The sequence below is a fragment of the Calidithermus timidus DSM 17022 genome (assembly GCF_000373205.1).
Lineage (GTDB): Bacteria > Deinococcota > Deinococci > Deinococcales > Thermaceae > Calidithermus > Calidithermus timidus.
In genome coordinates this window covers 203,791-224,208 of the sequence record NZ_KB890700.1, presented here as the reverse complement: position 1 = coordinate 224,208, position 20,418 = coordinate 203,791, and the positions used below count along the sequence as shown (strand labels likewise).

Annotated in this window: 22 protein-coding genes; 17 read left to right on the top strand and 5 right to left on the bottom strand. The window is 68.1% G+C overall.

From position 1 onward, the window contains the following. Positions 1-6 precede the first annotated feature (6 nt). A complete protein-coding gene (locus B047_RS0114065; protein WP_018467615.1) occupies positions 7-975 on the bottom strand; it encodes a hypothetical protein in 969 nt (322 codons plus the stop codon). A gap of 119 nt (positions 976-1,094) precedes the next feature. On the opposite strand from B047_RS0114065, the gene B047_RS0114060 reads away from it, so the two are divergent. From B047_RS0114060 to B047_RS0114045, 4 genes are read left to right on the top strand one after another with little or no spacing between them, the layout of a single operon-like run. After that, positions 1,095-1,691, top strand: coding sequence for a DUF3105 domain-containing protein (locus tag B047_RS0114060; protein WP_018467614.1), 597 nt, complete (start codon positions 1,095-1,097; stop codon positions 1,689-1,691). Positions 1,692-1,694: 3 nt separating this feature from the next. Continuing rightward, the gene (locus tag B047_RS0114055; protein ID WP_018467613.1) at positions 1,695-2,276 is read left to right on the top strand and encodes a DUF305 domain-containing protein; all 582 of its coding nucleotides are present in this window, start codon (positions 1,695-1,697) and stop codon (positions 2,274-2,276) included. A 50-nt stretch (positions 2,277-2,326) separates the two neighbouring features. Beyond that, positions 2,327-2,992, top strand: a complete 666-nt coding sequence (locus B047_RS0114050; RefSeq protein ID WP_026234907.1) for a response regulator — start codon at positions 2,327-2,329, stop codon at positions 2,990-2,992. After that, positions 2,992-4,077 (top strand): sensor histidine kinase, encoded by a 1,086-nt coding sequence (locus tag B047_RS0114045; RefSeq protein WP_018467611.1) that lies wholly within the window; start codon positions 2,992-2,994, stop codon positions 4,075-4,077. The genes B047_RS0114050 and B047_RS0114045 overlap by 1 nt, the downstream gene beginning before the upstream one ends. 53 nt (positions 4,078-4,130) lie before the next feature. Here B047_RS0114045 and B047_RS0114040 read toward each other — a convergent pair whose 3' ends face one another. Beyond that, positions 4,131-4,598 carry a DUF411 domain-containing protein gene (locus B047_RS0114040; protein ID WP_018467610.1) on the bottom strand — a complete coding sequence of 156 codons (468 nt, stop codon included), beginning with the start codon at positions 4,596-4,598 and terminating at the stop codon, positions 4,131-4,133. 311 nt (positions 4,599-4,909) lie between these two features. On the opposite strand from B047_RS0114040, the gene B047_RS18775 reads away from it, so the two are divergent. The 13 genes from B047_RS18775 (at position 4,910) to B047_RS0113975 (ending at position 17,665) form a co-directional block, all read left to right on the top strand. Beyond that, a complete protein-coding gene (locus B047_RS18775) occupies positions 4,910-5,134 on the top strand; it encodes a four-helix bundle copper-binding protein (RefSeq protein ID WP_476695747.1) in 225 nt (74 codons plus the stop codon). A gap of 32 nt (positions 5,135-5,166) precedes the next feature. Then, positions 5,167-6,642 carry a multicopper oxidase family protein gene (locus B047_RS0114030; protein ID WP_018467608.1) on the top strand — a complete coding sequence of 492 codons (1,476 nt, stop codon included), beginning with the start codon at positions 5,167-5,169 and terminating at the stop codon, positions 6,640-6,642. A 330-nt stretch (positions 6,643-6,972) separates the two neighbouring features. Then, positions 6,973-7,116: an ATP-binding protein gene (locus tag B047_RS17995; protein ID WP_018467607.1), complete on the top strand. Its 144-nt coding sequence runs from the start codon at positions 6,973-6,975 to the stop codon at positions 7,114-7,116. Positions 7,117-7,160: 44 nt separating this feature from the next. Further along, positions 7,161-8,126, top strand: a complete 966-nt coding sequence (locus tag B047_RS0114020; RefSeq protein WP_018467606.1) for an alpha/beta hydrolase family protein — start codon at positions 7,161-7,163, stop codon at positions 8,124-8,126. Positions 8,127-8,202: 76 nt separating this feature from the next. Beyond that, on the top strand, positions 8,203-8,430 hold the full coding sequence (locus tag B047_RS0114015; RefSeq protein ID WP_018467605.1) for an SHOCT domain-containing protein: 228 nt from the start codon (positions 8,203-8,205) through the stop codon (positions 8,428-8,430). Between the two features lie 11 nt (positions 8,431-8,441). Beyond that, entirely contained in the window at positions 8,442-9,083 is a 642-nt protein-coding gene (locus B047_RS0114010; protein ID WP_018467604.1) for a hypothetical protein, read from the top strand. A gap of 30 nt (positions 9,084-9,113) precedes the next feature. Continuing rightward, positions 9,114-9,521 carry a hypothetical protein gene (locus B047_RS0114005; protein WP_018467603.1) on the top strand — a complete coding sequence of 136 codons (408 nt, stop codon included), beginning with the start codon at positions 9,114-9,116 and terminating at the stop codon, positions 9,519-9,521. 113 nt (positions 9,522-9,634) lie between these two features. Then, positions 9,635-11,986: a heavy metal translocating P-type ATPase gene (locus tag B047_RS0114000; protein ID WP_018467602.1), complete on the top strand. Its 2,352-nt coding sequence runs from the start codon at positions 9,635-9,637 to the stop codon at positions 11,984-11,986. Positions 11,987-12,023: 37 nt separating this feature from the next. Then, positions 12,024-12,590: a DUF305 domain-containing protein gene (locus tag B047_RS0113995; protein WP_040779913.1), complete on the top strand. Its 567-nt coding sequence runs from the start codon at positions 12,024-12,026 to the stop codon at positions 12,588-12,590. Positions 12,591-12,702: 112 nt separating this feature from the next. Further along, the gene (locus tag B047_RS0113990; RefSeq protein WP_018467600.1) at positions 12,703-12,906 is read left to right on the top strand and encodes a CopZ family metallochaperone; all 204 of its coding nucleotides are present in this window, start codon (positions 12,703-12,705) and stop codon (positions 12,904-12,906) included. An 11-nt stretch (positions 12,907-12,917) separates the two neighbouring features. Beyond that, complete coding sequence (locus B047_RS0113985) at positions 12,918-13,208, top strand: metal-sensitive transcriptional regulator (RefSeq protein WP_018467599.1); 291 nt, start codon at positions 12,918-12,920, stop codon at positions 13,206-13,208. A 31-nt stretch (positions 13,209-13,239) separates the two neighbouring features. After that, positions 13,240-15,783 (top strand): heavy metal translocating P-type ATPase, encoded by a 2,544-nt coding sequence (locus tag B047_RS0113980; protein ID WP_018467598.1) that lies wholly within the window; start codon positions 13,240-13,242, stop codon positions 15,781-15,783. Positions 15,784-15,811: 28 nt separating this feature from the next. Further along, entirely contained in the window at positions 15,812-17,665 is a 1,854-nt protein-coding gene (locus B047_RS0113975) for a protein kinase domain-containing protein (RefSeq protein ID WP_040779911.1), read from the top strand. 55 nt (positions 17,666-17,720) lie between these two features. On the opposite strand, the gene B047_RS0113970 is transcribed toward B047_RS0113975, so the two are convergent. Genes B047_RS0113970 through B047_RS0113960 form a run of 3 tightly spaced genes read right to left on the bottom strand, consistent with a single transcriptional unit; the run spans position 17,721 to position 20,388 of the window. Beyond that, positions 17,721-18,416 carry a CHAD domain-containing protein gene (locus tag B047_RS0113970; RefSeq protein WP_018467596.1) on the bottom strand — a complete coding sequence of 232 codons (696 nt, stop codon included), beginning with the start codon at positions 18,414-18,416 and terminating at the stop codon, positions 17,721-17,723. Beyond that, entirely contained in the window at positions 18,413-18,880 is a 468-nt protein-coding gene (gene sixA / locus B047_RS0113965) for a phosphohistidine phosphatase SixA (RefSeq protein ID WP_026234903.1), read from the bottom strand. Before sixA ends, B047_RS0113970 begins: the two co-directional genes overlap by 4 nt. 5 nt (positions 18,881-18,885) lie before the next feature. Continuing rightward, entirely contained in the window at positions 18,886-20,388 is a 1,503-nt protein-coding gene (locus tag B047_RS0113960) for a Ppx/GppA phosphatase family protein (RefSeq protein ID WP_018467594.1), read from the bottom strand. Positions 20,389-20,418: the final 30 nt, after the last annotated feature.

The window sequence follows — 20,418 nt, the reverse complement described above, 5'->3', positions numbered from 1 at the left end:
TTGCGTTTACTCCACCGCCCCGCCGTTGAGCGTCACCGTGAACTGCCCGCATCCGGTGAACTCCAGTCGCAGCGTGTCCTGCTCGCCGCTGGGGCGGGTGTAGACCCACTCCTTGGCGCCGGCGTCGTAGTTGAGCAGGCGGCTGGGGCTGGCGCAGTCGGCGCGGTTGTAGTGCAGGGTGGGGTCGGTGTACCAGACGAGGTTGCGGGTCTTGCCGCCGCGCACCCAGGTGAGGCTGCCGGGGTTGTCCTGGGCGATGGTGATGGTGCCCTTGGCCCAAGGAGCATCGGAGAGCTCGGGGGCGTAGGTCTTCTCGACCTCGAACTCGGCGCTGCCGGTGTAGGTGTTGGCGCCCTTGGTGACGCTGACGGCCTGGCTGTAGTCCTTGGCGATGGCGTAGAGGCTGGCGTCGCTCTTGTCGAGGGTGAGGCTGCCGTCGAAGGCGTGGTCGATGACGGTGCCGTCGTCGCGGGTGAGGACGGTGTGGAAGCCGGCGAAGCCGGCGCTGTAGCCGCTCAGGGGCAGGGCGTCGTTGGTGTCGCTGAGGGTCACGCTGCCCTCGGTGGTGTAGTCGGTCCCGTTGGCGCGGGTCCCAGCGCAGTCGAAGGTGACGGTGACGTTGGCGGGCACGCCGTCGTCGTCGGCGTCGGTGTAGTTGGTGGGGCTCACCGTCACGCTGCACTCGCTCGAGCCGGCAGGGGGTAGGTAGGCACCCAGGGCGTTGAGCAGGTGGACGATCCGGCGAGGTAGGTTGTAACCGATGGCGTTGCGCGCCCCCTCGGTGAGGGCTGCCGCCTGCAGGCTCGAGCTTCCGCGGCCATCGGCCAGCAAGCCATCGTCGAGGGCCAGGTCCGCGGTGGCCACCTCGGTGAGGGCCACGGCGTCCGACTGGCTCAGGCCGCCGCTCGAAGGGTTCTGGGTCCCACAAGCCGCCAGCGACAACGCCAGGAAAGCAGCCAAATACTGGTGTTTCATCGCTCTTACCTCCACCCCCAAGCATGCCCACACAGCCTTAAGCCCATACCAGGCCCAAGCTGAAGCCAAGCTGAAGTTCCAATTGCTCTCATCCAGGATGGGATAGATTGGATGGGCATATGGGAAAAAGCGCGAGGAAGCAGGCCTTGAAGTATGCGTCCAAACCCAAGCCCAGCCCCTGGCCCTGGGTGATCGGCGGGGTCATCGTGCTGGCGGTGGCAGGCTGGGGCTTCATGCGCTGGCAAAGCCAACAGGGCGTGCCCCGCCTCGAGAGCCTCATCGAGCAGGGTAAGCCAGCTTTGGCCCAGGTGCAGAGCCAGCCCGATTACGGGCGCAGCCACGCCAACATCGGCGTCTCGTTGAGCTACGCCACCGACCCGCCCACCTCGGGCACCCACTGGTTCAACTGGACTGAGCCGGGCTTCTACAGCCGCAGTGAGCCCAAGGAAAAGCTGGTACACGCACTCGAGCACGGCAACATCGTCATCTACTACGACCAGCCTGGGGAGGAAGTGCTCAAGACCCTGCGGGCTTGGGCCGGCCGCTACCGTGGGCAGTGGGACGGGTTGGTGGTGGTGCCCAAGCAAGGGCTAGGCCAGACCGTCGAGCTCACCGCCTGGACCAAGCTGCTGCGGCTGGAGCACTGGGATGCCGCCGCTGCCGCCGCCTTCATCGACGCCTACCGGGGCCGGGGGCCGGAGAACCCGGTTCGATAGGGCATGACCCGCCGCAACCTCGCGCTGCTAATGGCCCTGGCGCTGCTGGTCATCGGGGCCTGGAGCGTGAGCGCCTGGCGCTCCGGCCCCGAGGCCGCCTTCGCCCGGCACATGATCCCCCACCACGCCCAGGCCATCACCCTGGCCAAGCTGCTCGAGGCCCGCACCCCTGACCCCAACCTCCAGACCCTCGCCCGCGACATCTACCTCACCCAGGAGGCCCAGATCGGCCAGATGAACGCCTGGCTACCGCCATGGGAACGCCCCTTCAGCCGCTCGGCCCGCTTCGATGCGGCCATGCGCGAGGCGATGGGTCTGGCCAGTGAAGCCGAGGTGGCCGACTTGGCCTCGAAAAGCGGTCGGGAGGCCGAGGTGCGCTTCCTCCAGCTCATGATCCGCCACCACCAGGGAGCCATCCCCATGATCACCCAGGCCCTGCCGGAGGTGCAGCGCGAGCTGCCGCGCAAGCTCCTGCTGGCGATGGCCAAGAGTCAGACCCTGGAGATCGCCCTCATGGAGCAACTCCTGGCCGAGCGCGGAGGGGTGCCGCTCGAGCCCCCGCCCTCATCCGGGCACCGGCATTAGCAAGATGCCTTGGCCCTCGACCCCACGTCGTGCATAAGCTGGGGGTGAATATGGCTCGAGTGCTGCTGGTCGACGACGACCCCTCCATCCACGAGGTGCTGGGGGCCTACCTGCGCCAGGAGGGGCACGAAATCCTCGCGGCGCGCGACGGGGCCGAGGCCCTGGCCCGACTGGGCGCGGCCGACCTGCTGATCCTGGATCTGATGCTGCCGAAGGTGGGGGGACTCGAGGTGGCTCAGGAGGCGCATCGGAACTACCCCGATCTGCCCATCCTCATGCTCACCGCCAAGGGTGAGGAGGAAGAGCGCATCGAGGGCCTCGACAGTGGCGCCGACGACTACGTAACCAAGCCCTTCAGCCCGCGCGAGGTGGTGGCGCGGGTGCGGGCCCTGCTGCGCCGGCGCGGCCTACGCGACGAGCTCGCCTTCGGGGCCCTTACCCTCAAGCCCGCCGAACGCGTGGCCTTGCTGAATGGGGCTCCCCTGCCCCTGTCGCGGCTGGAGTTCGACCTGCTGCTCACCCTGGCCCAGCACCCTGGGCTGGTGTGGAGCCGGGCGCGGCTGCTCGAGCGGGTGTGGGGCGGGAACTTCCCTGGCGTCGAGCGCGTGGTGGACGTGCACATCGCGGGCTTGCGCCGGAAGCTGGGCGAAGACGGCGACAACCCCCGCTACATCGAGACGGTGCGCGGGGTGGGCTACCGCTTCCGGGAGGAATGATGTTCACACGGCTGTTCCTGACCCACCTGCTGGCGGCGCTGGTGGCGCTGGTGGCCTTGCTGGGCTTCGCGGAGTGGCTGGCCCCACGCTTCTACCAAAGCCACATCGAGCGGATGGTGGCGGCCATCGGGCCGCAGGGCCACGAGCTGCAAACCGACCTCGAGCGCGGCCTGCGCTCGACCCTCACCGCCGCCTGGCTGGCCTCGCTGCCGCTGGCCGGGCTGCTGGCGGCGGGCACGGCCTGGGTGGTCTCGAGGCGGGTAAGCCAGAGCGTGCGGCTGCTGGCCCGCGGCAGCCGAGAGATTGCCCAGGGGCATTACCGCAACCGCCTGAAGGTTCAGGGGCGCGACGAACTGGCCTCACTGGCCCAGGACTTCAACCGCATGGCCGAGGCGCTGGAACGGGTCGAGCAGGGACGAATTGAACTCATCGGCTCCGTCGCCCACGAGCTGCGCACGCCCCTGGCCGGGCTGCAGGGCTACGCCGAGGCCCTGGCCGACGGGGTGCTGCCGCCCGAGCAGGCCGCCGAGCGCATCAGCCACGAGGTGCGGGCCATGCGCCGCCTGGTCGAGGATTTGTCGCTGGTCTCGAGGGTCGAGGCCGGGGCGGTGGAGATCCGCCCGCAGACGCTCGACCCCGTCGAGGCCCTGAGGCAGGCCCTCGAGCGCTTCGCGCTGGTGTTCGCCGAACAGGGGGTGGCCCTGCGGCTCGAGCCCTGCGGGCCGCTGCCGGCGGTGTGGGGCGACCCCGAGCGCCTGCAGCAGGTGCTCTCCAACCTGCTCGCCAACGCCCTGCGCCACACCCCGCCCGGCGGGGAGGTAGCACTGAAGGCCGAGCCGGCGCGGGGCGGGGTGCGCTTCAGCGTGCGCGACACCGGCCCTGGCATACCCCCCGAGCACCAGGCGCGGGTCTTCGAGCGCTTCTACCGCGTGGACTCGGCCCGCAGCCGCCAGGACGGCGGGAGCGGGGTGGGCCTCACGGTCGCGCGGGGATTGGTCGAGGCCATGGGGGGCAGTATGGGCCTGAAGAGCGGGGTCGGGCGCGGCAGCACCTTCTGGTTCACGCTACCGCCAGCCCGATCCTGAGCCCTGTCGCGCTCTTCCCTCGCGCTGCGCCTGATCCGGTGGGAAGGGGCGCCCTAAAGCGTCACGAAGGGCTCGAGCCGCCCTTTGACGAGGGCCAGCACCCGGTAGGGCTGGGTCTTGGGGCCGGGCATCCCCGGCGTGCCCGAGGGCATGCCCGGCAGGGCGATCCCCTCGATCCTGGGCCGCTCGCGCAGCAGCTTCTGGAGGGCGGCCAGCGGGACGTGCCCCTCCACCGTGTAGCCCGCGAGGCGCACGGTGTGGCAGCTCTGGGCCTCGGGCGGGATCCCGTAGCGGCGCTTGAGGGGGCTGAGGTCGTCCTGCAGCACCACCTTCACCAGGGCGCCTTGGGCCTGGAGGAACTTCACGTACTCCCCGCAGCAGCCGCAGGTGGGCGACTTGTAGAGGGTGGCCTCGAGGCCCTTTAGGGCACTCCCCTGCTGCGCCAGGGCTCCGCCGGCCAGGCCCAGGGCGAGACCGCCGAGTATCTTCAGCGCTCGTCTTCGATCGGGTTGATGGGTCATAAGCTTCCTCTCCGACAGAGGCTAATGCCTTGGTGTTAAGCCTTTGTAAACCCGGTAGTTTCAGCCGGCACTCAAGGCAATTTCAGGCGGGAGGGCTAAAGTTGAACCTCCTCCCCCGCCGGCTCGAGCTTTAACCCTGCCTCTCGTCGTCCGGAATTGCCAGCAGGATCAGGGCCGAAAGGCCAAATTTCAGGAGATCCAGCCATGCAGCCAGCACCACCCCCACGGCACCACCGGCATGAGCCCCACCATGCAGGCTTGCATCGGAACCTGCGGGCAGTGCCGCACGCCTCACCACCGTTCAACCCTGCCTGCCGCACGGCGGCCAGCACGTCGGGCCCAACCGCATGACCATTATGATGGACTGTGTACAGATTTGCGAAACGGCCAAGGACTTCATGCTGCGGGGCTCGCGGCTAAACGCCCGGGTCTGCCGGGCCTGTGCCGACGCCTGCCGCCGCATGGCCCAGGCCGCCGGATGCCCGCCCCCTCGAGCCCCCGGCCGTGGCCGGGGGTTGCCCTTTGCACAGGCTTAACACTCCACGCGTAGGCTCAAGCAGGAGGAATTATGAACCGACGCGAACTGTTGAAGTACGGAGCCCTGGGCCTGGCGAGCAGCTACGGGCTCTTTAGGCTCCCCGCCTTTGCCCAAAGCCCCTTTCCCCAGCCCCGCACGCTGGAGGTGCGCCGGGCCGATGGCGTGGTGGAGGCCCAGATCACCGCCCGGCAGGGCAACCTGATCCTGAGCGGCAAGCCCGCCCGGCTGATGACCTACGGTGGCTTCCCCGGCCCTATCCTGCGGGTGCGCGAGGGCGAGACGGTGCGGCTGAACTTCACCAACAACCTTCCCGAGCCCACCAACCTGCACCTGCACGGCTTGCACGTGCCCCCCAGCGTGGACGACCCGCTCGCCGTGATCCCGCCCGGCGAGAGCCGCCTTTATGAGTTCGCGATCCCCAAGGGCTCGGCGGGGACTTACTGGTACCACCCCCACCTCCACGGCCGGGTGGCGGAGCAGCTCTACGCGGGGCTGGCGGGCCTGCTGGTGGTGGAGGGGCCCATGGACGCCCTGCCCGAGTTGAAGGGGGCCGAGGAACACTTCTTGGTGCTCAAGGACTGGGCTTTCTCCGGCGACCAGATCCCGGCCTGGACACAAATGGACTGGATGAACGGCCGGGAGGGCAACCTGCTCACCGTCAACGCCGCCGTGCGCCCGACCCTGCGGGCCCAAAAAGCCACCCTGCGCCTGCGCCTCCTGAACGCCAGCAACGCCCGCTACTACCGGCTGGCGTTGGAAAACCATCCCCTCTACCTCATCGCCACCGACGGCGGCTTCCTGGAGAAGCCCGTCGAGCTCACCGAGCTCCCGCTGGCCCCCGGCGAGCGGGCCGAGGTGCTGGTGCGCCTGAGCCGGCCCGGCAACTACCGGCTGCAGGCCCTCCCCTACGACCGCGGCGCGATGATGATGCACGGGAGCATGAACGGCATGAGGGGCGACCAGGGGATGGGCCAAGGGATGGGGGGCATGGGCGACGCGGGGATGATGGGCCCCATGATGGGCATGGGAGCCACCCACCTCGAGACCCTGCTCACCCTCGTGGCCCCGGCCAACCCCAAGCCCCTGCCCCTGCCGGCCTCGCTGGCCCCCGTCGAACCGCTCGAGCCCTCCAGGGCCGCCGCCACCCGCCGCCTGGTACTGGGCGAGCGCATGATGCAGGCCGAGTTCTTCATCAACGACCGGATGTTCGACCCCGGCCGGGTGGACATCCAGGCCAAGCTGGGGACGCTCGAGGTCTGGGAGATCGTCAACAAGACCGACATGGATCACCCCTTCCACCTGCACACCTACCCCTTCCAGGTGCTCTCGCGGGACGGCAAGCCGGCGCCCTACCGGGCCTGGAAGGACACCGTGAACCTGCGCAAGAACGAGACCGTACGGATCGCGGTGCCCCTGCGCGACTTCAGCGGGGTCACCGTCTACCACTGCCACATCGTCGAGCACGAGGATCGGGGGATGATGGGGGTGCTCGAGGTCCGGCCTTAGCCCCCCTTCCCCGGCAGCGGAGGTGAGCCATGGAATCCTCGAAAAAAGCCCAGCACGTTCGGCGGCAGGCCAGGGTGGTCGCGCTCCCCCCGCCCCGGCCCCTGCCCCAGCTACCCCTGAGGTCGGAGGTGGGCTGCTGGTCGCCGCGGGCGACTTCCTTGGGACGGTCGGGCCGGAGGTGTAGGCCGGCCCTCCGCCTGCGAGGTGGAGGCCCACCTGAAGACCCTCCGGGGCGACGAGCGTTTCCTGGGACGCTAATGGGTCTGTGCCACTTCGGGGAGCACCGGCCAACGGGGGATTTTCCTCTTCGGCGAGGAGGAGTGGGCCACGGTGCTGGCTTCCTATGCCCACGTCTACGCCTGGGGCGCGGTCGCACGGGGCCTGGCCGAGGCCATGGGGGGCAGTATGGGCCTGAAGAGCGGGGTCGGACGCGGCAGCACCTTCTGGTTCACCCTCCCCACTTCGGCTTGGTAAGGCGGCTTCTACTCGAGGCAGCCTTGCGAGTTTAATTTTGACCCATGAAGCCCAGCCGGCTCCTTTCGGCAGTGACGGCTGTGGGCCTCGGCACAGCTCTGGCCCAGCCCAACCCCCTCGAGCACCCCATGGCCATCGAGGCCATGCGGCAGGGCAGCTACCCCGGCTCTGCCATCGTCCTCGAGCAGCGCCTGGCCCCCGGCTCCAACTACCAGCGCTACATCGCCTCTTACCGCTCAGAGGGGCTCAAGATTTACGGGCTGCTCACCATCCCCAACGGCAAGAAGCCCCAGGGAGGCTGGCCAGGCATCGTCTTCGTGCACGGCTACATCCCCCCCGAGCAGTACCGCACCACTGAGCGCTACGTGGCCTATGTCGACGGCTTCGCCCGCCGGGGCTACGTGGTGTTCAAGATCGATCTACGCGGCCACGGCAACTCCGAGGGCGAGCCCAGTGGGGCCTACTGGTCGCCGGGTTACACCATCGACGTGCTCAACGCCTACGCCTCGCTGCGCCGCTTTGGGGAAGTCAACCCCGAGCGCATCGGCATGTGGGGGCACTCGATGGGGGGCTATCTGACCCTGCGGGCCATGGTGATCGACCGACGCATCCGGGCCGGGGTGATCTGGGCGGGGGTGGTGGCTCCCTACAGCGACATCCTGGGCGGCTGGCGGCGGCCCAGCCGCCCAGGCACCATCCCCTCACAAGCCCGTCGCCGACGTGAGGAGTTCATCCGTCAGCACGGCACCCCCCAGAGCAACCCGGCTTTCTGGAACGCCATCTCGGCCAACAGCTACCTAAGCCAGGGGATCTCGCCCATCCAGCTCCACCACGGGCTGGCCGATAGCGTGGTCCCGGCGAGCTTCTCCCAAAAGCTCTCGGCCCAGCTCAAGGCAGCCGGGCAAAGCCACGAGCTCTACCTCTATCCCGGAAACGACCACAACCTCAGCCAGAGCTTCGCCACCGCCATGCGCAAGTCGGTGGCCTTCTTCGATCGCTACCTCAAGTAACCACCTTCCCATCACCTCCCAGCGAGGTTTTACGCCAGCTTAACAATACCGCCGTAGGATATAGCTGGAGGTCGAGATGATGGGATGGCCTTATGGCTACGGAATGATGGGCGGCTGGGGTTGGCTCGGGATGCTGATCCAGTTAGCCGTCCTGGTGCTGCTGGTCTACCTGCTGGTACGGGCCTTCTCCCGTCCATCGAGCGAGGGGCGGGATCGCGCGCTGGAGATTCTGCGGGAACGCTACGCCAGAGGGGAACTCGACAAGGAGAGCTTTGAGCGGATGAAGCGCGACCTGAGCGGGTGAGGAGGCATGCCGTGAAACGCAAATTGCTCTGGTTGGGAATCGCAGGCCTGGCCGTGTTGGGGATAGCCCTCACCCAGGGCATGTGGGGCAATCCGGGCTACGGGTACGGCCCTGGAATGATGATGGGCGGGGGGATGGGAATGGGCATGATGAGCGTTTACCCCGCCCAAGCCCAGCCCATCTCCCCAGCCGAAGCCAAGGCCCGGCTCGAGGCCTTCGCCAAACGCTTTAGCCCCGAGGCCAGGCTCAAGGACTTCATGAGCTTCAGCGAGAACTACTACGCCCAGGTGGTCGACGCCAGGGGCAACGGCCTGGTGGAGATCCTGGCCGACCGCTACACCGGCAACGTCTACCTCGAGCCCGGCCCCAACATGATGTGGAACACCCGCTTGGGCATGGGCTACGGCATGATGGGCATGATGCAGAGTCAGCCTCCAGCCACCACCCGCTACAACAAGGCTGCCGCGCAGAAGTTGGCTGAGCAGTTCCTCAAGGGCTACCTGCCGGGGGCCAAGGTTCTGGAAGGTCAGGCCTTCGGTGGTTACTACACCTTTGACTTTGGCCGCAAGGAGATCGAGGGCATGCTCTCGGTGAGCGCCTACACCGGCGAGGTCTGGATCCACACCTGGCACGGGATTTTCCTGGCAGAGTAGCGGGCATGCGTACCGATTGAGGGTCGGCAGGTGGAAGCCACCGAACCTTCGCTGGGCCAGTACGTCGCCAGCCTCAAGACCAGCAAAGCCCTCGTGCGCGACCGTGAGGCCTTTCTCGAGCGCTGTCGGCGCAAATACCAGACCCCGAGCCTCGCAGGTTTTCCCATGGTGGGCCTGGGTGGAAGTTGCGGAAAGCCCGCCTTTTTGCTACCTTTCGTCATTCGTTTCGACCGGGATACCGTGCTGGCTCTGGAGGCCGTGGCCGAGCGTTTCGGCATGTACGTGGAGTACGGGGCCTACCCCCACCTCAAGCTACCCGACGAAACCGAAATTGCCGCCGTGCAGGACTGGACAAACGCCACGCTGGTGTTTCTGCGGCCTTCTTACGAGCACAAGGAAGAATTGCTCGCCGCGGTTGCCGAGGCTCTGAAGCCCTAAGCCTCACTCACCGGCAGGGAAAGTTGGTGGGGGTTGACCTTTTGCATGATCCGGACTACTTTGATCCTATACCCCACCTCAGGTGGGGTGGGTATGAGACTGGAGGTCTAGCCATGTTGAAAACCCCAGGGCACGGCGATCGGCGTGAAGGGGTGCTCGAGCTCACCCTCAAAAACTGCCACGACGCCTCCGAACAAGCTGGCCTAGAAAGCTATCTGGCCCGGCTGCCCGGCGTCAGCGGTGTCCACTTTGACCGCACCCGCGCCGTGGCGCACGTGAGCTACGACCCTGGGCGAATCGGTGCCGAGGCCCTGCGCCGGCGGCTCGAGCAAGGCGGCTATGGCTGCACCTGCCGGGACTGCCAGGCTTCGGCCAGCCAGCCCGGCCATCCCGGGGCCGGTCACGCGCATTCGCATCCCGGCCCCACCCAGCCTCACGCGCATGGTACCGCTCCGCTCAAAGCCCATGACGCACATGCCGGGCACGGGGCAGCCATGGTAAATGACATGCTGCGGCGCTTTGTGGCCTCGCTGCTGCTCACCCTGCCCATCGTGCTCTTCTCCCCCATCGGAGGGGCGCTGGGCTTCCCCGAGATGCCGCCCTTCGGCCTCTCGATGGGGCTGTGGGGTTTCCTGCTGGCAACGCCGGTGGTGTGGTGGGGGGGCTGGCCCTTCATTCGTGCGGCCTGGCGGGCCCTGCTGCGGGGCGAGGCCAACATGATGACCCTCATCGCCACGGGCATTTTGGTCTCCTACACCTACTCGCTGGGGGCCACTTTCTTTTTCGAGGGCGAGGTGTTTTACGAGGCGGCGGCCATGCTCACCACCTTCAGCCTGGCGGGGCACTGGCTCGAGATGCGCGCGCGCTTCGCCACTGGCCGGGCGGTAGAGGCCCTGCTCAAGCTGGCCCCCGCCACGGCCCGCGTCCGGCGGGGCGGGCAGGAGGTGGAAATCCCACTCGAGCAGGTGCTGGTGGGCGATGAGGTCGTGGTCAGGCCCGGCGAGAAGGTGCCGGTGGACGGGGTGGTGATCTCGGGGCAGAGCTACGTCGACGAATCCATGATCACCGGCGAGCCCATCCCCGTGGCCAAGACCCCCGGCGCGAAGGTGATTGGGGGGACGGTGAACCAGACCGGGGCCTTCACCTTCGAGGCCACGGCGGTGGGTGCCGACACCGCGCTCTCGCGCATCGTGCAGATGGTGCGCAACGCCCAAGCCTCCAAGGCCCCGGCCCAGCGCCTGGCCGACCTGGCCGGGAAGTACCTGGTGTTCATCGCGCTGGGCTCGGGCGTGCTCACCTTCCTCTTCTGGTACTTCCTGGGGGCGCAGGGGTTGGTCTTCGCGCTCACCGCAGGGGTTTCGGCCATCGTGGTCGCCTGCCCGGACGCCTTGGCCCTGGCGACCCCCACGGCCATCACCGTAGGGGTGGGGCTGGCGGCCCGGGAGGGCGTGCTGTTCAAAAACGCGGCGGCGCTCGAGGCCACCGCTGCCCTGGATACCGTGGTCTTCGACAAGACCGGCACCCTCACCGAGGGCAAGCCTGCCCTCACCGACCTGATCCCCGCTCACGGCATGGACGAGAAAGCGCTGTTGCGCTTCGCTGCCTCCGCCGACCAGCCCTCGCAGCACCCTCTGGCCCGCTCAATCCTGCAGGCGGCCGAAGAGCAGGGCGTGGGTGTGCAGCCGCCCGACGCCTTCGACTCGGTTCCAGGTCACGGGGTCGTGGCGACGGTGCAGGGCCGGAGGGTACTCATCGGCAATAAGAAGCTGATGGAGCGGGAGAGGATAGCGCTGGGGGACCTCGAGGCCCAAGCGGCCGAACTCGCCGCCCAGGGGAAGACCGTCGTATACGTGGCGATAGACGGCAAGGTCGTGGGGCTCGTCGCCGTGGCCGACGTGATCCGCCCCAGCGCGGTGGAAGCGGTCAGAGCCCTGCACGCGCTGGGACTGAAGACGGTCATGCTCACGGGGGACAACCGCCGCACCGCCGAGGCCGTGGCCCGCCAGCTCGGCATGGACACGGTGATCGCCGAGGTTCTGCCCGAGGAGAAGGCGGCTAAAGTGAGGGAGCTCCAGGCTCAAGGGCGCAAGGTGGCGATGGTGGGCGACGGGGTGAACGACGCCCCCGCCTTAGCCCAGGCCGAGGTAGGCATGGCCATCGGGGCCGGCACCGACGTGGCCGTGGAGACCGCCGACGTGGTGCTGGTGAAGAACAACCCCGCCGACGTGGCCCGCAGCATCGCCCTGGCCCGCAAGGTGCGCGGCAAGATCAAGCAGAACCTCTTCTGGGCGGCCATCTACAACCTGCTCGCCATCCCCGTCGCGGCGGGGGCACTCTACAACAGCTACGGCATCCTGTTGCGGCCCGAGTGGGCGGCGCTGCTGATGAGCGCCTCGACCGTGACCGTGACGGTGAACGCACTGCTGCTGGGGGTGAGGTCGCGGCGGCGCTTTACACGGGCTTAACACAAGTCCCCCACTATCTTGCACGGAGGTAGGAGAGATGATTCGAAGAATCGTGGTGCTTACACTCGCGCTCGGCTTAGCCCTGGCCCAGACCGACCATTCGCAGCACGGCGGGATGCCGATGAAGAGCATGGGAGCGCTCGAGAAGCTCTCGGGCAAGGACTTCGACGTCGCCTACATGTCCATGATGATCGAGCACCACAAGGGCGCGGTGGAGATGGCCCGGGCGGCGCTCGAGGTGTCGAAGGATGAGCGCGTCCGCAAGGCGGCCCAGGACATCATCGCCGTGCAGAACAGGGAAATCGCCCAGCTCACCGCCTGGCTCAAGGGCTGGTACGGCCTGGCGCCCTCCCGGATGTACATGGACATGATGCGCGACGACATGAAGACCATGATGGACGCCGCCATGACGGGGATGAAAGGCCAAAACCCAGACCGGGCCTTCCTCGAGGGCATGATCCCCCACCACCAGGACGCCATCGACATGTCCGAGCTCGCCCTGAAGAAGGCCAACCAGCCCGAGCTCAAGAAGTTCGCCCAGGAGGTCATCGCCGTGCAGAGCCGCGAAATCCAGCAGTACCGCCAGTGGCTCGCGACGCTCTAGCCTTCAACATCCCAACTTTTCCCACCCCACCCGGGGTGGGGTTGACTTTATCCGGTACGGGGCCTAAGCTGATCCCGTACCCCTCCCCTAGGGGGGTGGATGGAGGCAAGCGATGATCACGGAGCTCAAGGTCGAAGGCATGAGCTGCGGCCACTGCAAGATGAGCGTCGAGAAGGCCCTCAGGGGCGTGCCGGGCGTGGAGAAGGTAGAGGTCTTCCTTCAGGAAGGCAAGGCCATCGTCGAGGGCAGTGCTCCCGTAGAAGCGCTCATCGCCGCGGTGCAGGAAGAAGGCTACGGCGCGTCGGTTCGGCAGTGAGAGGGGCGAGCGTGAACCCTATCGCCGAACACACCCTGCACCTCGAGCCCAAAGTGCGCGAAGACGCCCGCAACCGGCTGCTCTCGGCCAAGGGGCACCTGGAGGGCATCTTGAAGATGCTCGAGGGCGAGCCCTACTGCGTGGACGTGCTCAAGCAGATCAAGGCCGTGCAGGGCGCTTTGGACAAGGTGGGCGACCTGGTGTTGAAGAGCCACCTCGAGCACCACGTGGCCAGCGCTGCCCTGCGGGGTGATACCCAGCGGATGGTGGAGGAGCTGATGGAGGTGCTGAAGTACCGCTAGGGGCGCGGTTGGGGTCTGGCTGGTGAAGCGAATGAAAGAGCTGCACATTGGCGTCGAGGGCATGACCTGCGCGGCCTGCGTGAACCGGGTCGAGCGCGGGCTCAGGAAGGTCGAGGGGGTCGAGGTGGCCTCGGTCAACCTGGCCACCGAGAACGCCAGCGTCGTCTACGACCCCGAGAAGACTACCCCGCAGACCCTCGTGGAGAAGGTCAGGGAGGTGGGCTACACCCCTGTGGTGGCCGAGGTCGAGCTCGGGGTCACGGGCATGAGCTGCGCGGCCTGCGTGGGGCGGGTGGAACGGGCCTTGAAGCGGCTGGACGGGGTACTGGAGGCCAGCGTCAACCTGGCCACCGAACGGGCTACGGTCAGGTTCCTTCCGGCCAGCGTGGGCCCGGCCCAGTTCAAGCGGGCCATCCGCGACGCGGGCTACGGGGTGCTCGAGGCGGGGGCGGGCCAGGACCGCGCCGACCTCGAGCGCGAAGCCCGCGCCCGCGAGATCGCCAGCCTGCGCCGCTCGGTGCTCATCTCGGCGGTATTCGCCCTTCCCTTGCTCCTCATCGCCATGCTGCCCATGCTGTTTCCCGCGGTCGAGGGGTGGCTGATGAGCACCTTCGGGCACGGGGTCATGGTCACGCTGAACTGGGTGATGCTGGCCCTGGCCACCCCGGTGCAGTTCGGCCCCGGCCTGCGCTTCTACCGCCACGGCTGGGCCGCTTTGCGCGCGGGCTCGCCCGACATGAACAGCCTGGTGATGATCGGCACCAGCGCGGCCTACTTTTACAGCCTGGGCGTGGTCCTCTTCCCTGGCGTCTTTCCCCCACAGGCCCGGCACGCCTACTTCGAGGCCTCGGGTGTGGTGATCACGCTGATCCTGCTGGGCAAGTACCTCGAGGCCCTCGCCAAGGGCCGCACCTCCGAGGCCATGAGGCGGTTGCTCTCCCTGCAAGCCAAGACGGCGAGAATCGTCGAGGGCGCGCTCGAGCGGGAAATCCCTGTAGACGAGGTGCTACCGGGCGACGTGATCTCGGTCAGGCCCGGCGAGAAGGTGCCGGTGGACGGGGTGGTGGTCTTTGGGCAGAGCTACGTCGACGAATCCATGATCACCGGCGAGCCCATCCCCGTGGTCAAGACGCCCGGCTCCAAGGTAATCGGGGGAACCGTCAACCAGCATGGGGCCTTCACCTTCCGGGCTACCGCGGTGGGCGCGGATACCGTGCTCGCGCAGATCATCAAGCTGGTCGAGGGTGCCCAGAACTCCAAGCCCGCCATCCAGAACCTGGCCGACCGGGTGGTGGCGGTGTTCACCCCCATCGTGCTGGGGATCGCCCTCTTCACCGCCCTCACCTGGCTGCTTCTCGGCGGGGAAAACGCCCTAAGCTTTGCCCTGGTCAACACGGTGGCGGTGCTGATCATCGCCTGCCCCTGCGCGATGGGTCTGGCCACCCCGGTGAGCATCATGGTGGGCACCGGCAAGGCCGCCCAGATGGGGGTGCTCTTCCGCAAGGGCGAGGCCCTGCAAACGCTGCAACAAGCCCAGGTAATCGCCCTCGACAAGACCGGCACCCTCACCAAGGGCAAGCCGGAACTCACCGACCTGCAGGTCATGGGGGGCTTCGAGGAGGCCGAAGTGCTACGCCGGATCGCCTCCCTCGAGCAGAAATCCGAGCACCCCATCGCCCGCGCGATCGTGAAGGCAGCCGAGGCCCGGGGGCTGGAGCTCGTCGAGCCCCAGGGCTTCGAGGCCCTCCCCGGCTTTGGGGTGGGCGGATGGGTAGGGGAGAACCGGGTGGAGGTGGGAGCCGAGCGCTACATGGCGCGGCTGGGCATTGACGTGAGCCCCTTCGCCGCCCTGGCCCAGCGCCTGGCCGAGGCAGGCAAAACCCCGCTCTACGCTGCGGTGGGCGGGAAGCTGGCGGCGGTTTTAGCGGTGGCCGATCCCCTCAAGGAGGGGACCCCCGAGGCCATCGCCCTGCTGCACCGCCAGGGCTTCAAGGTGGCGATGATCACCGGCGACCATGCCCGCACCGCGCGGGCTATCGCCGAGCAGCTCGGCATAGACGAGGTACTCGCCGAAGTCCTGCCCGAGGGCAAGGCCGAGGCGGTGAAGCAGCTTCAGGGCAAAGGCTACAAGGTCGCCTTCGTGGGCGACGGCATCAACGACGCTCCCGCGCTGGCCCAGGCCGACGTGGGGCTGGCCATCGGCACCGGGACCGATATTGCCATGGAGACCGCCGACGTGATCTTGATGTCGGGCGACCTGCGCGGCGTGCCCAACGCCATCGCGCTCTCGCGGGCCACCCTGCGCAACATCCGGCTCAACCTGTTTTGGGCCTTCGCCTACAACATCGTGCTGATCCCGGTAGCCGCGGGCGTGCTCTACCCCTTTACCGGCTGGCTGCTCTCGCCGGTGCTGGCGGGCGCGGCCATGGGCCTGTCCTCGGTCCTCGTGCTCTCCAACGCCCTGCGCCTGCGGCGCTTCCGGGCACCGCTGAGGGCGCCGGTGATCGATGATCGCAGGGGTCGTACGCCCCACATCCTGCCTCGCACGCAAGACGCTAGGCGCGACAGCCCATAGCTTGTGGCCCTCAACCACGCCCTCCCGCATGGGATATATTCCCCTTGTGAAGCTGGCAGGTCGCTACAGACTCGAGGCTCCCCTGGGCGAGGGGGGCATGGCCGAGGTGTGGCGAGCCACCGATGAGCGCGTGGGGCGGCAAGTGGCGGTGAAGATACTGCACGCCTACGTGCACCCCGCCGAGCGCCAGCGCTTTTTTCAGGAAGCCAAGGCCCTCTCCAAGCTCTCCCATCCCGGCGTGGTGCAAGTCTACGACCTGGGGCAGGAGGAGGGCCGCACCTTCTTCGTGATGGAGCTGGTGCAGGGCGGAAGCTTTGACCAACTGGGCCCCTTTGAAGACGGACTGGAGGGCCTGCGGCTGCTGGAGGCGGCGCAGAAGGTGCTCGAGGCGCTGGCTCACCTGCACGAGCGCGGGGTGATCCACCGCGACCTCACCCCCCACAACATCCTGCTCACCGCCGAGGGCCACCCCAAGGTGATGGACTTTGGCCTGGCCTACTTAATCCAGGAGAGCCGCCACCTCACCCGCACCGGCTACACCCTGGGCACCCCGCAGTACATGGCCCCCGAACAGGCCAAAGGCCTGCCGCTGAGCCCCAAGGCCGACCTCTACAGCTTCGGTGCTGTGCTCTACCGCACCCTCAGCGGCAGGCCGCCCTTCGAGGGCGAGAACGATCAATCGGTGCTGTATCAGCACGTCTACGAGGAGCCCAGGCCGCTGCTCGAGGTCAATCCCGCCGTGCCTCCTTCGGTCTCGAGGCTCTCCCAGAGCCTGCTGCACAAGGACTCCGGTCCCAGGCCCTCCGCGGCGGCGGCGGCCCACAGCTTGGGTGAGGTGCTGCGGGAGTACCGCGAACACCTCAGCGCCACCCCCAGGGGCGGCCTCAGCCGGAGCGGTCGCTACCCCGGTGGCCCCGCCGAACCGGGGCGGCTCGAGATCGCCGGAAACTACGACCTGGGGGGTGAGGTGGCCTGGCCGGGCGAGCTGGTGGCCTGGGAAGGCCGGTTGTGGGTTGGGTCTGGGCGGGGAGTGGCCCGCTTCGACCTGGCCGAGGGCCGGGTGCAGCGCCTTCCCCTGGCCGACGAGGTCAGCGCCCCACCGGCCTTCGGCAACGGGCGGCTCTACGTCGGGGCCTGGGACGGCACGCTGAGCGCACTCGAGCCGTCCGGACGCCTGGCCTGGAGCTTCCCCACCCGCGCCGAGATTACCGCCGCCCCCCTGGTCCTGGACGGGCGCATCTACCTGGCCGGGCGCGACGGCTTTTTGCGCTGCATCGACGAGGGGGGAAGCCTGATCTGGGCCTTCCAGGCGGGCGGTCATCTCTCGGCCTCCCCTACCCTCTACCGCGGGCTCCTGTTCGCCGCCGCCGAGGACGGCTGGCTCTACGCCCTCGATCCCCTCAGCGGTCACCTACGCTACAAGGTCGAGACCGGCCCGGTTCACGCCAGCCTCCCCGCTGCCCGGGGCATCCTGCTGATCCCTACGTGGGCGGGGGAAGTCCACGCCTTCGACCCGCTGGGGCGCGAGGTGCTGTGGAGCTTCGAACTCGAGGGCGAGGTCTGGGGGCCGCCCGCCCTCGACCACCGGCGGGCCTACCTCAGCAGTTGGGGCGGCAAGCTCATCGCCGTGAACCTGGAGAGCGGCGAGGAGTGCTGGAGTTACCCGGCGGGCAAGGTCACGGCGGGGCTCTCGCTGGCCGGAGGCCACGTCTTCGCCGCCACCGAGGAGGGCCGGGTGCTGGCGCTCGAGGCCAGCAGCGGCAGGCTGATCTTCGAGGCCAGCGGCCTGGGCCCCGTGCAGGTCCCCCCGCTCCCCTACCGCGCCGCGCTCTACGTCGCCAGCCTCGAGGGCAGGCTCTATCGCTTCACGGAGAATTGGTGAGCGGATGGGAGCCGTCAACGGACAGCATGCCTGGGTCGTGCGTCGAACGCCCAATCTAAAGGCCCTTATCCCATCCACGCCAACCCTGTCGGGCCTGCTCGATGGCCTCTCGCAGGCTGACCTCGAGCCGCTTTTTGTAGCTCGCGGCGACCTTTCCCCCCTGCTGCTCGAAGTGCCGGAGGTAGGCCAGGGTGAAGTCCAAGTCGCCGGCCCGGCCCAGGGCATCCTGCAGGCGCCTGAGGTCGTCGGCGTCGTGCCCTAACCACTCCCTGGCGTAGCGCAGGCGGCGTAGGGCTCTGCGCAGGCTGTGCAGGGCCTCGAGGGTGTCCTCCTGGGCCCAGGTGGCGGCCCGGCGTCGCAGGCGGCGCTCGAAACGGGGCAGGCGGGCTTGGGCCTGGGGAATGGGGATGGGGGGTAGGCTCGGTAGGGCCCACAGCAGCCCCGCCATCCGGGGGGAATCGAGCGCGGGAACGAAGGCGGCTCGAGCGGCTTCGAGTTCCTTCCGGAGCCACCTGGCGAAGGCTCGGGGCTGCTCGCCGCTCAGCAGCACCTCGAGGTCGCGCACCCGGCCAGCCACCCGCACCAACCAGGCCAGGTCGTCCTCGAGCACGCTCATGCCCGCCAACTCGAGCCACACCCGCAAGCGCCGAGCGGCCACCCGCAGCTGATGCACTCCCTCGGGGTCGGAACCCTCGCGAGCGATGGGCAACTGTTCACGCAGGTGAAGGATCCAGCGCCCTGGGTCAATCACAGTTTTCTCCCGATGGCCGGGGGCAAAAAGGCCAGCAGGCGCATCCCGCCGGGCTCGAGACGGCCCTCGAGGTGGGCCGCCCCGCCCTTCTTGAAGGGAAAGCGCTCACCCAGGCGTTCCCCGGTGAGCAGCCAGGCGCACAGCTCGCCCATCCAGGGCTCGTGCCCCACCAGGGCCACCGACTCCCCCCGCAGCTGCTCGAGCAGCGCGCTCGAGGGGGCTTCGGCCAGATGGGGCGTCACCTCGGCCTCCCCCCGCAGCAGCGGCTTCAGCAACTCGGCGGTCTGCACCGCCCGCAGCTTGGGGCTGAAGTAGAGGCGATCGAAGCCGACGCCCAGCTTCTTCAGGGCCCTGACCATGAGCTTGAAGCGTTCGACCCCCTCCGGCGTGAGGGGCCGGGCATCGTCGCCCTGGCCGGGGAGGGCGTTGGCGGCGATGGCGTGGCGCACCAGGAAGACTTCCATCTCCCTCACCTCGCCCACTCCACCACCAGCTCCCGCCCAAAGGCCTGCCTGAAGAGCTTGGCTTGCTTGCTGGCCTCGGCGATCTCGACCCAGGGTTCCTCTTCGGCCTGCAGGCCCAGTCGCACCCGCTGATCCCCCAGCCCCACCTCCAACCCCCCTACCCGACCCGCGCGGGAGCGCTCGAGGTACTCCGCCAGGCGCAAAATGGCCGCCAGGCGCAACAGGCGGCGGGGGTCGCCGTCCTCGAGCAAGCCCTTATAGATGCCCACCTTGGGCTCGCCCTTGCGGTGGTAGCGCACCAGCAGGCCCAGCAGCGCCTGCTGGCGGTGGGTCATACCGGGAATGGCCGCACCCATGATCAAGTACTCCCCGTGCTTGTGGTGGTCATAGTAGGCCACGCTCATGCCGATGTCGTGCAGCAGAGCCGCCTCGTCGAGCAAGCGCTCCTCCTCGGGGCCATAGCCGTGCAGGGGCCCCAGGGCGCGGAAGAGCTGGCGGCAGAGGTGGCGCACCCGTGCGGTGTGCCCGAAGTCTTGGGGGTAGCGCGCGAAGAGGTTGCGCACGCTGAAGCCGCGCACGTCGCCGAGGAGATGGGGAGCGGGACAAAACTCCTCGTAGAACACCCCTTCGCGCACCCCCTGCCCCGAGACCCACAACCCCCTGAGCCCACCCTCGCGCAGCACCGTGCGGTAGACCAGCCCCCCAGCCACGATGATGTCGGCGCGGTCGCTCTGCAAGCCCTCGAGTTCACGCCGCTCGGTCAGCGGCATCTTCAGCAGGCGCTCGAGCAGCTCCTCCAAAGCGGAGCGCTCGAGCCAGTAGCCGTGCAGGAGGTCCAGCGGGTAGTTTTGCTGCTTCTGCACGAGCTTGGCCAGGTTGCGGATGGTGCCCCCCATCGCCACCAGCGGCAGCGGCTCCTCGCGCACCTGCTTCAGCACCTCGCGCATCTCCTTCTTCACGAAGCGCTCGAGGTCCTCGACCTCGCCCTTCCTGGGCGGGTCGGACTTCAAGAACAACTCGGTCAGCCGCACCGCCCCCAACGGGTAGGCCCGCCCGAAGCTGTAGCGGCGCTGCGCCATGCGGGAGAGCTGGGCGCTGCCCCCGCCTAAGTCCATCACCCAGGCCTCCTCGAGGGCGAAGCTGTTGGCGACGGCCATCACCCCGTAGCGGGCCTCGTCCTCGCCCGAGAGGATGCGGATGTTGAGCCCGAGCTCGCGCACCCGGCGCAGGAATTCGGGCCCGTTCTCGGCGTCGCGGGCGGCGCTGGTGGCAATCACGCGCACCTCCTCGAGCTCGGTGGCCTCGGCAAAGTCGGCATAGAGCTTGAGCGCCGAGAAAGCCCGCTCCATGCCCTCCTCGCTCAGCCGGCCCTTACTGGCCAACCCCTCTCCCAGTCGCACCGGCTCGCGGATCTCGTCGATCAGTCGGAAATGCTTGCCGGGCTCGAAGAGGTAGACCACCAATCGACTGGTATTAGAGCCCAGGTCCACGATACCGATGCGCTGCATGGCCTAAATCATAAGACTTCTGCAGAGCTC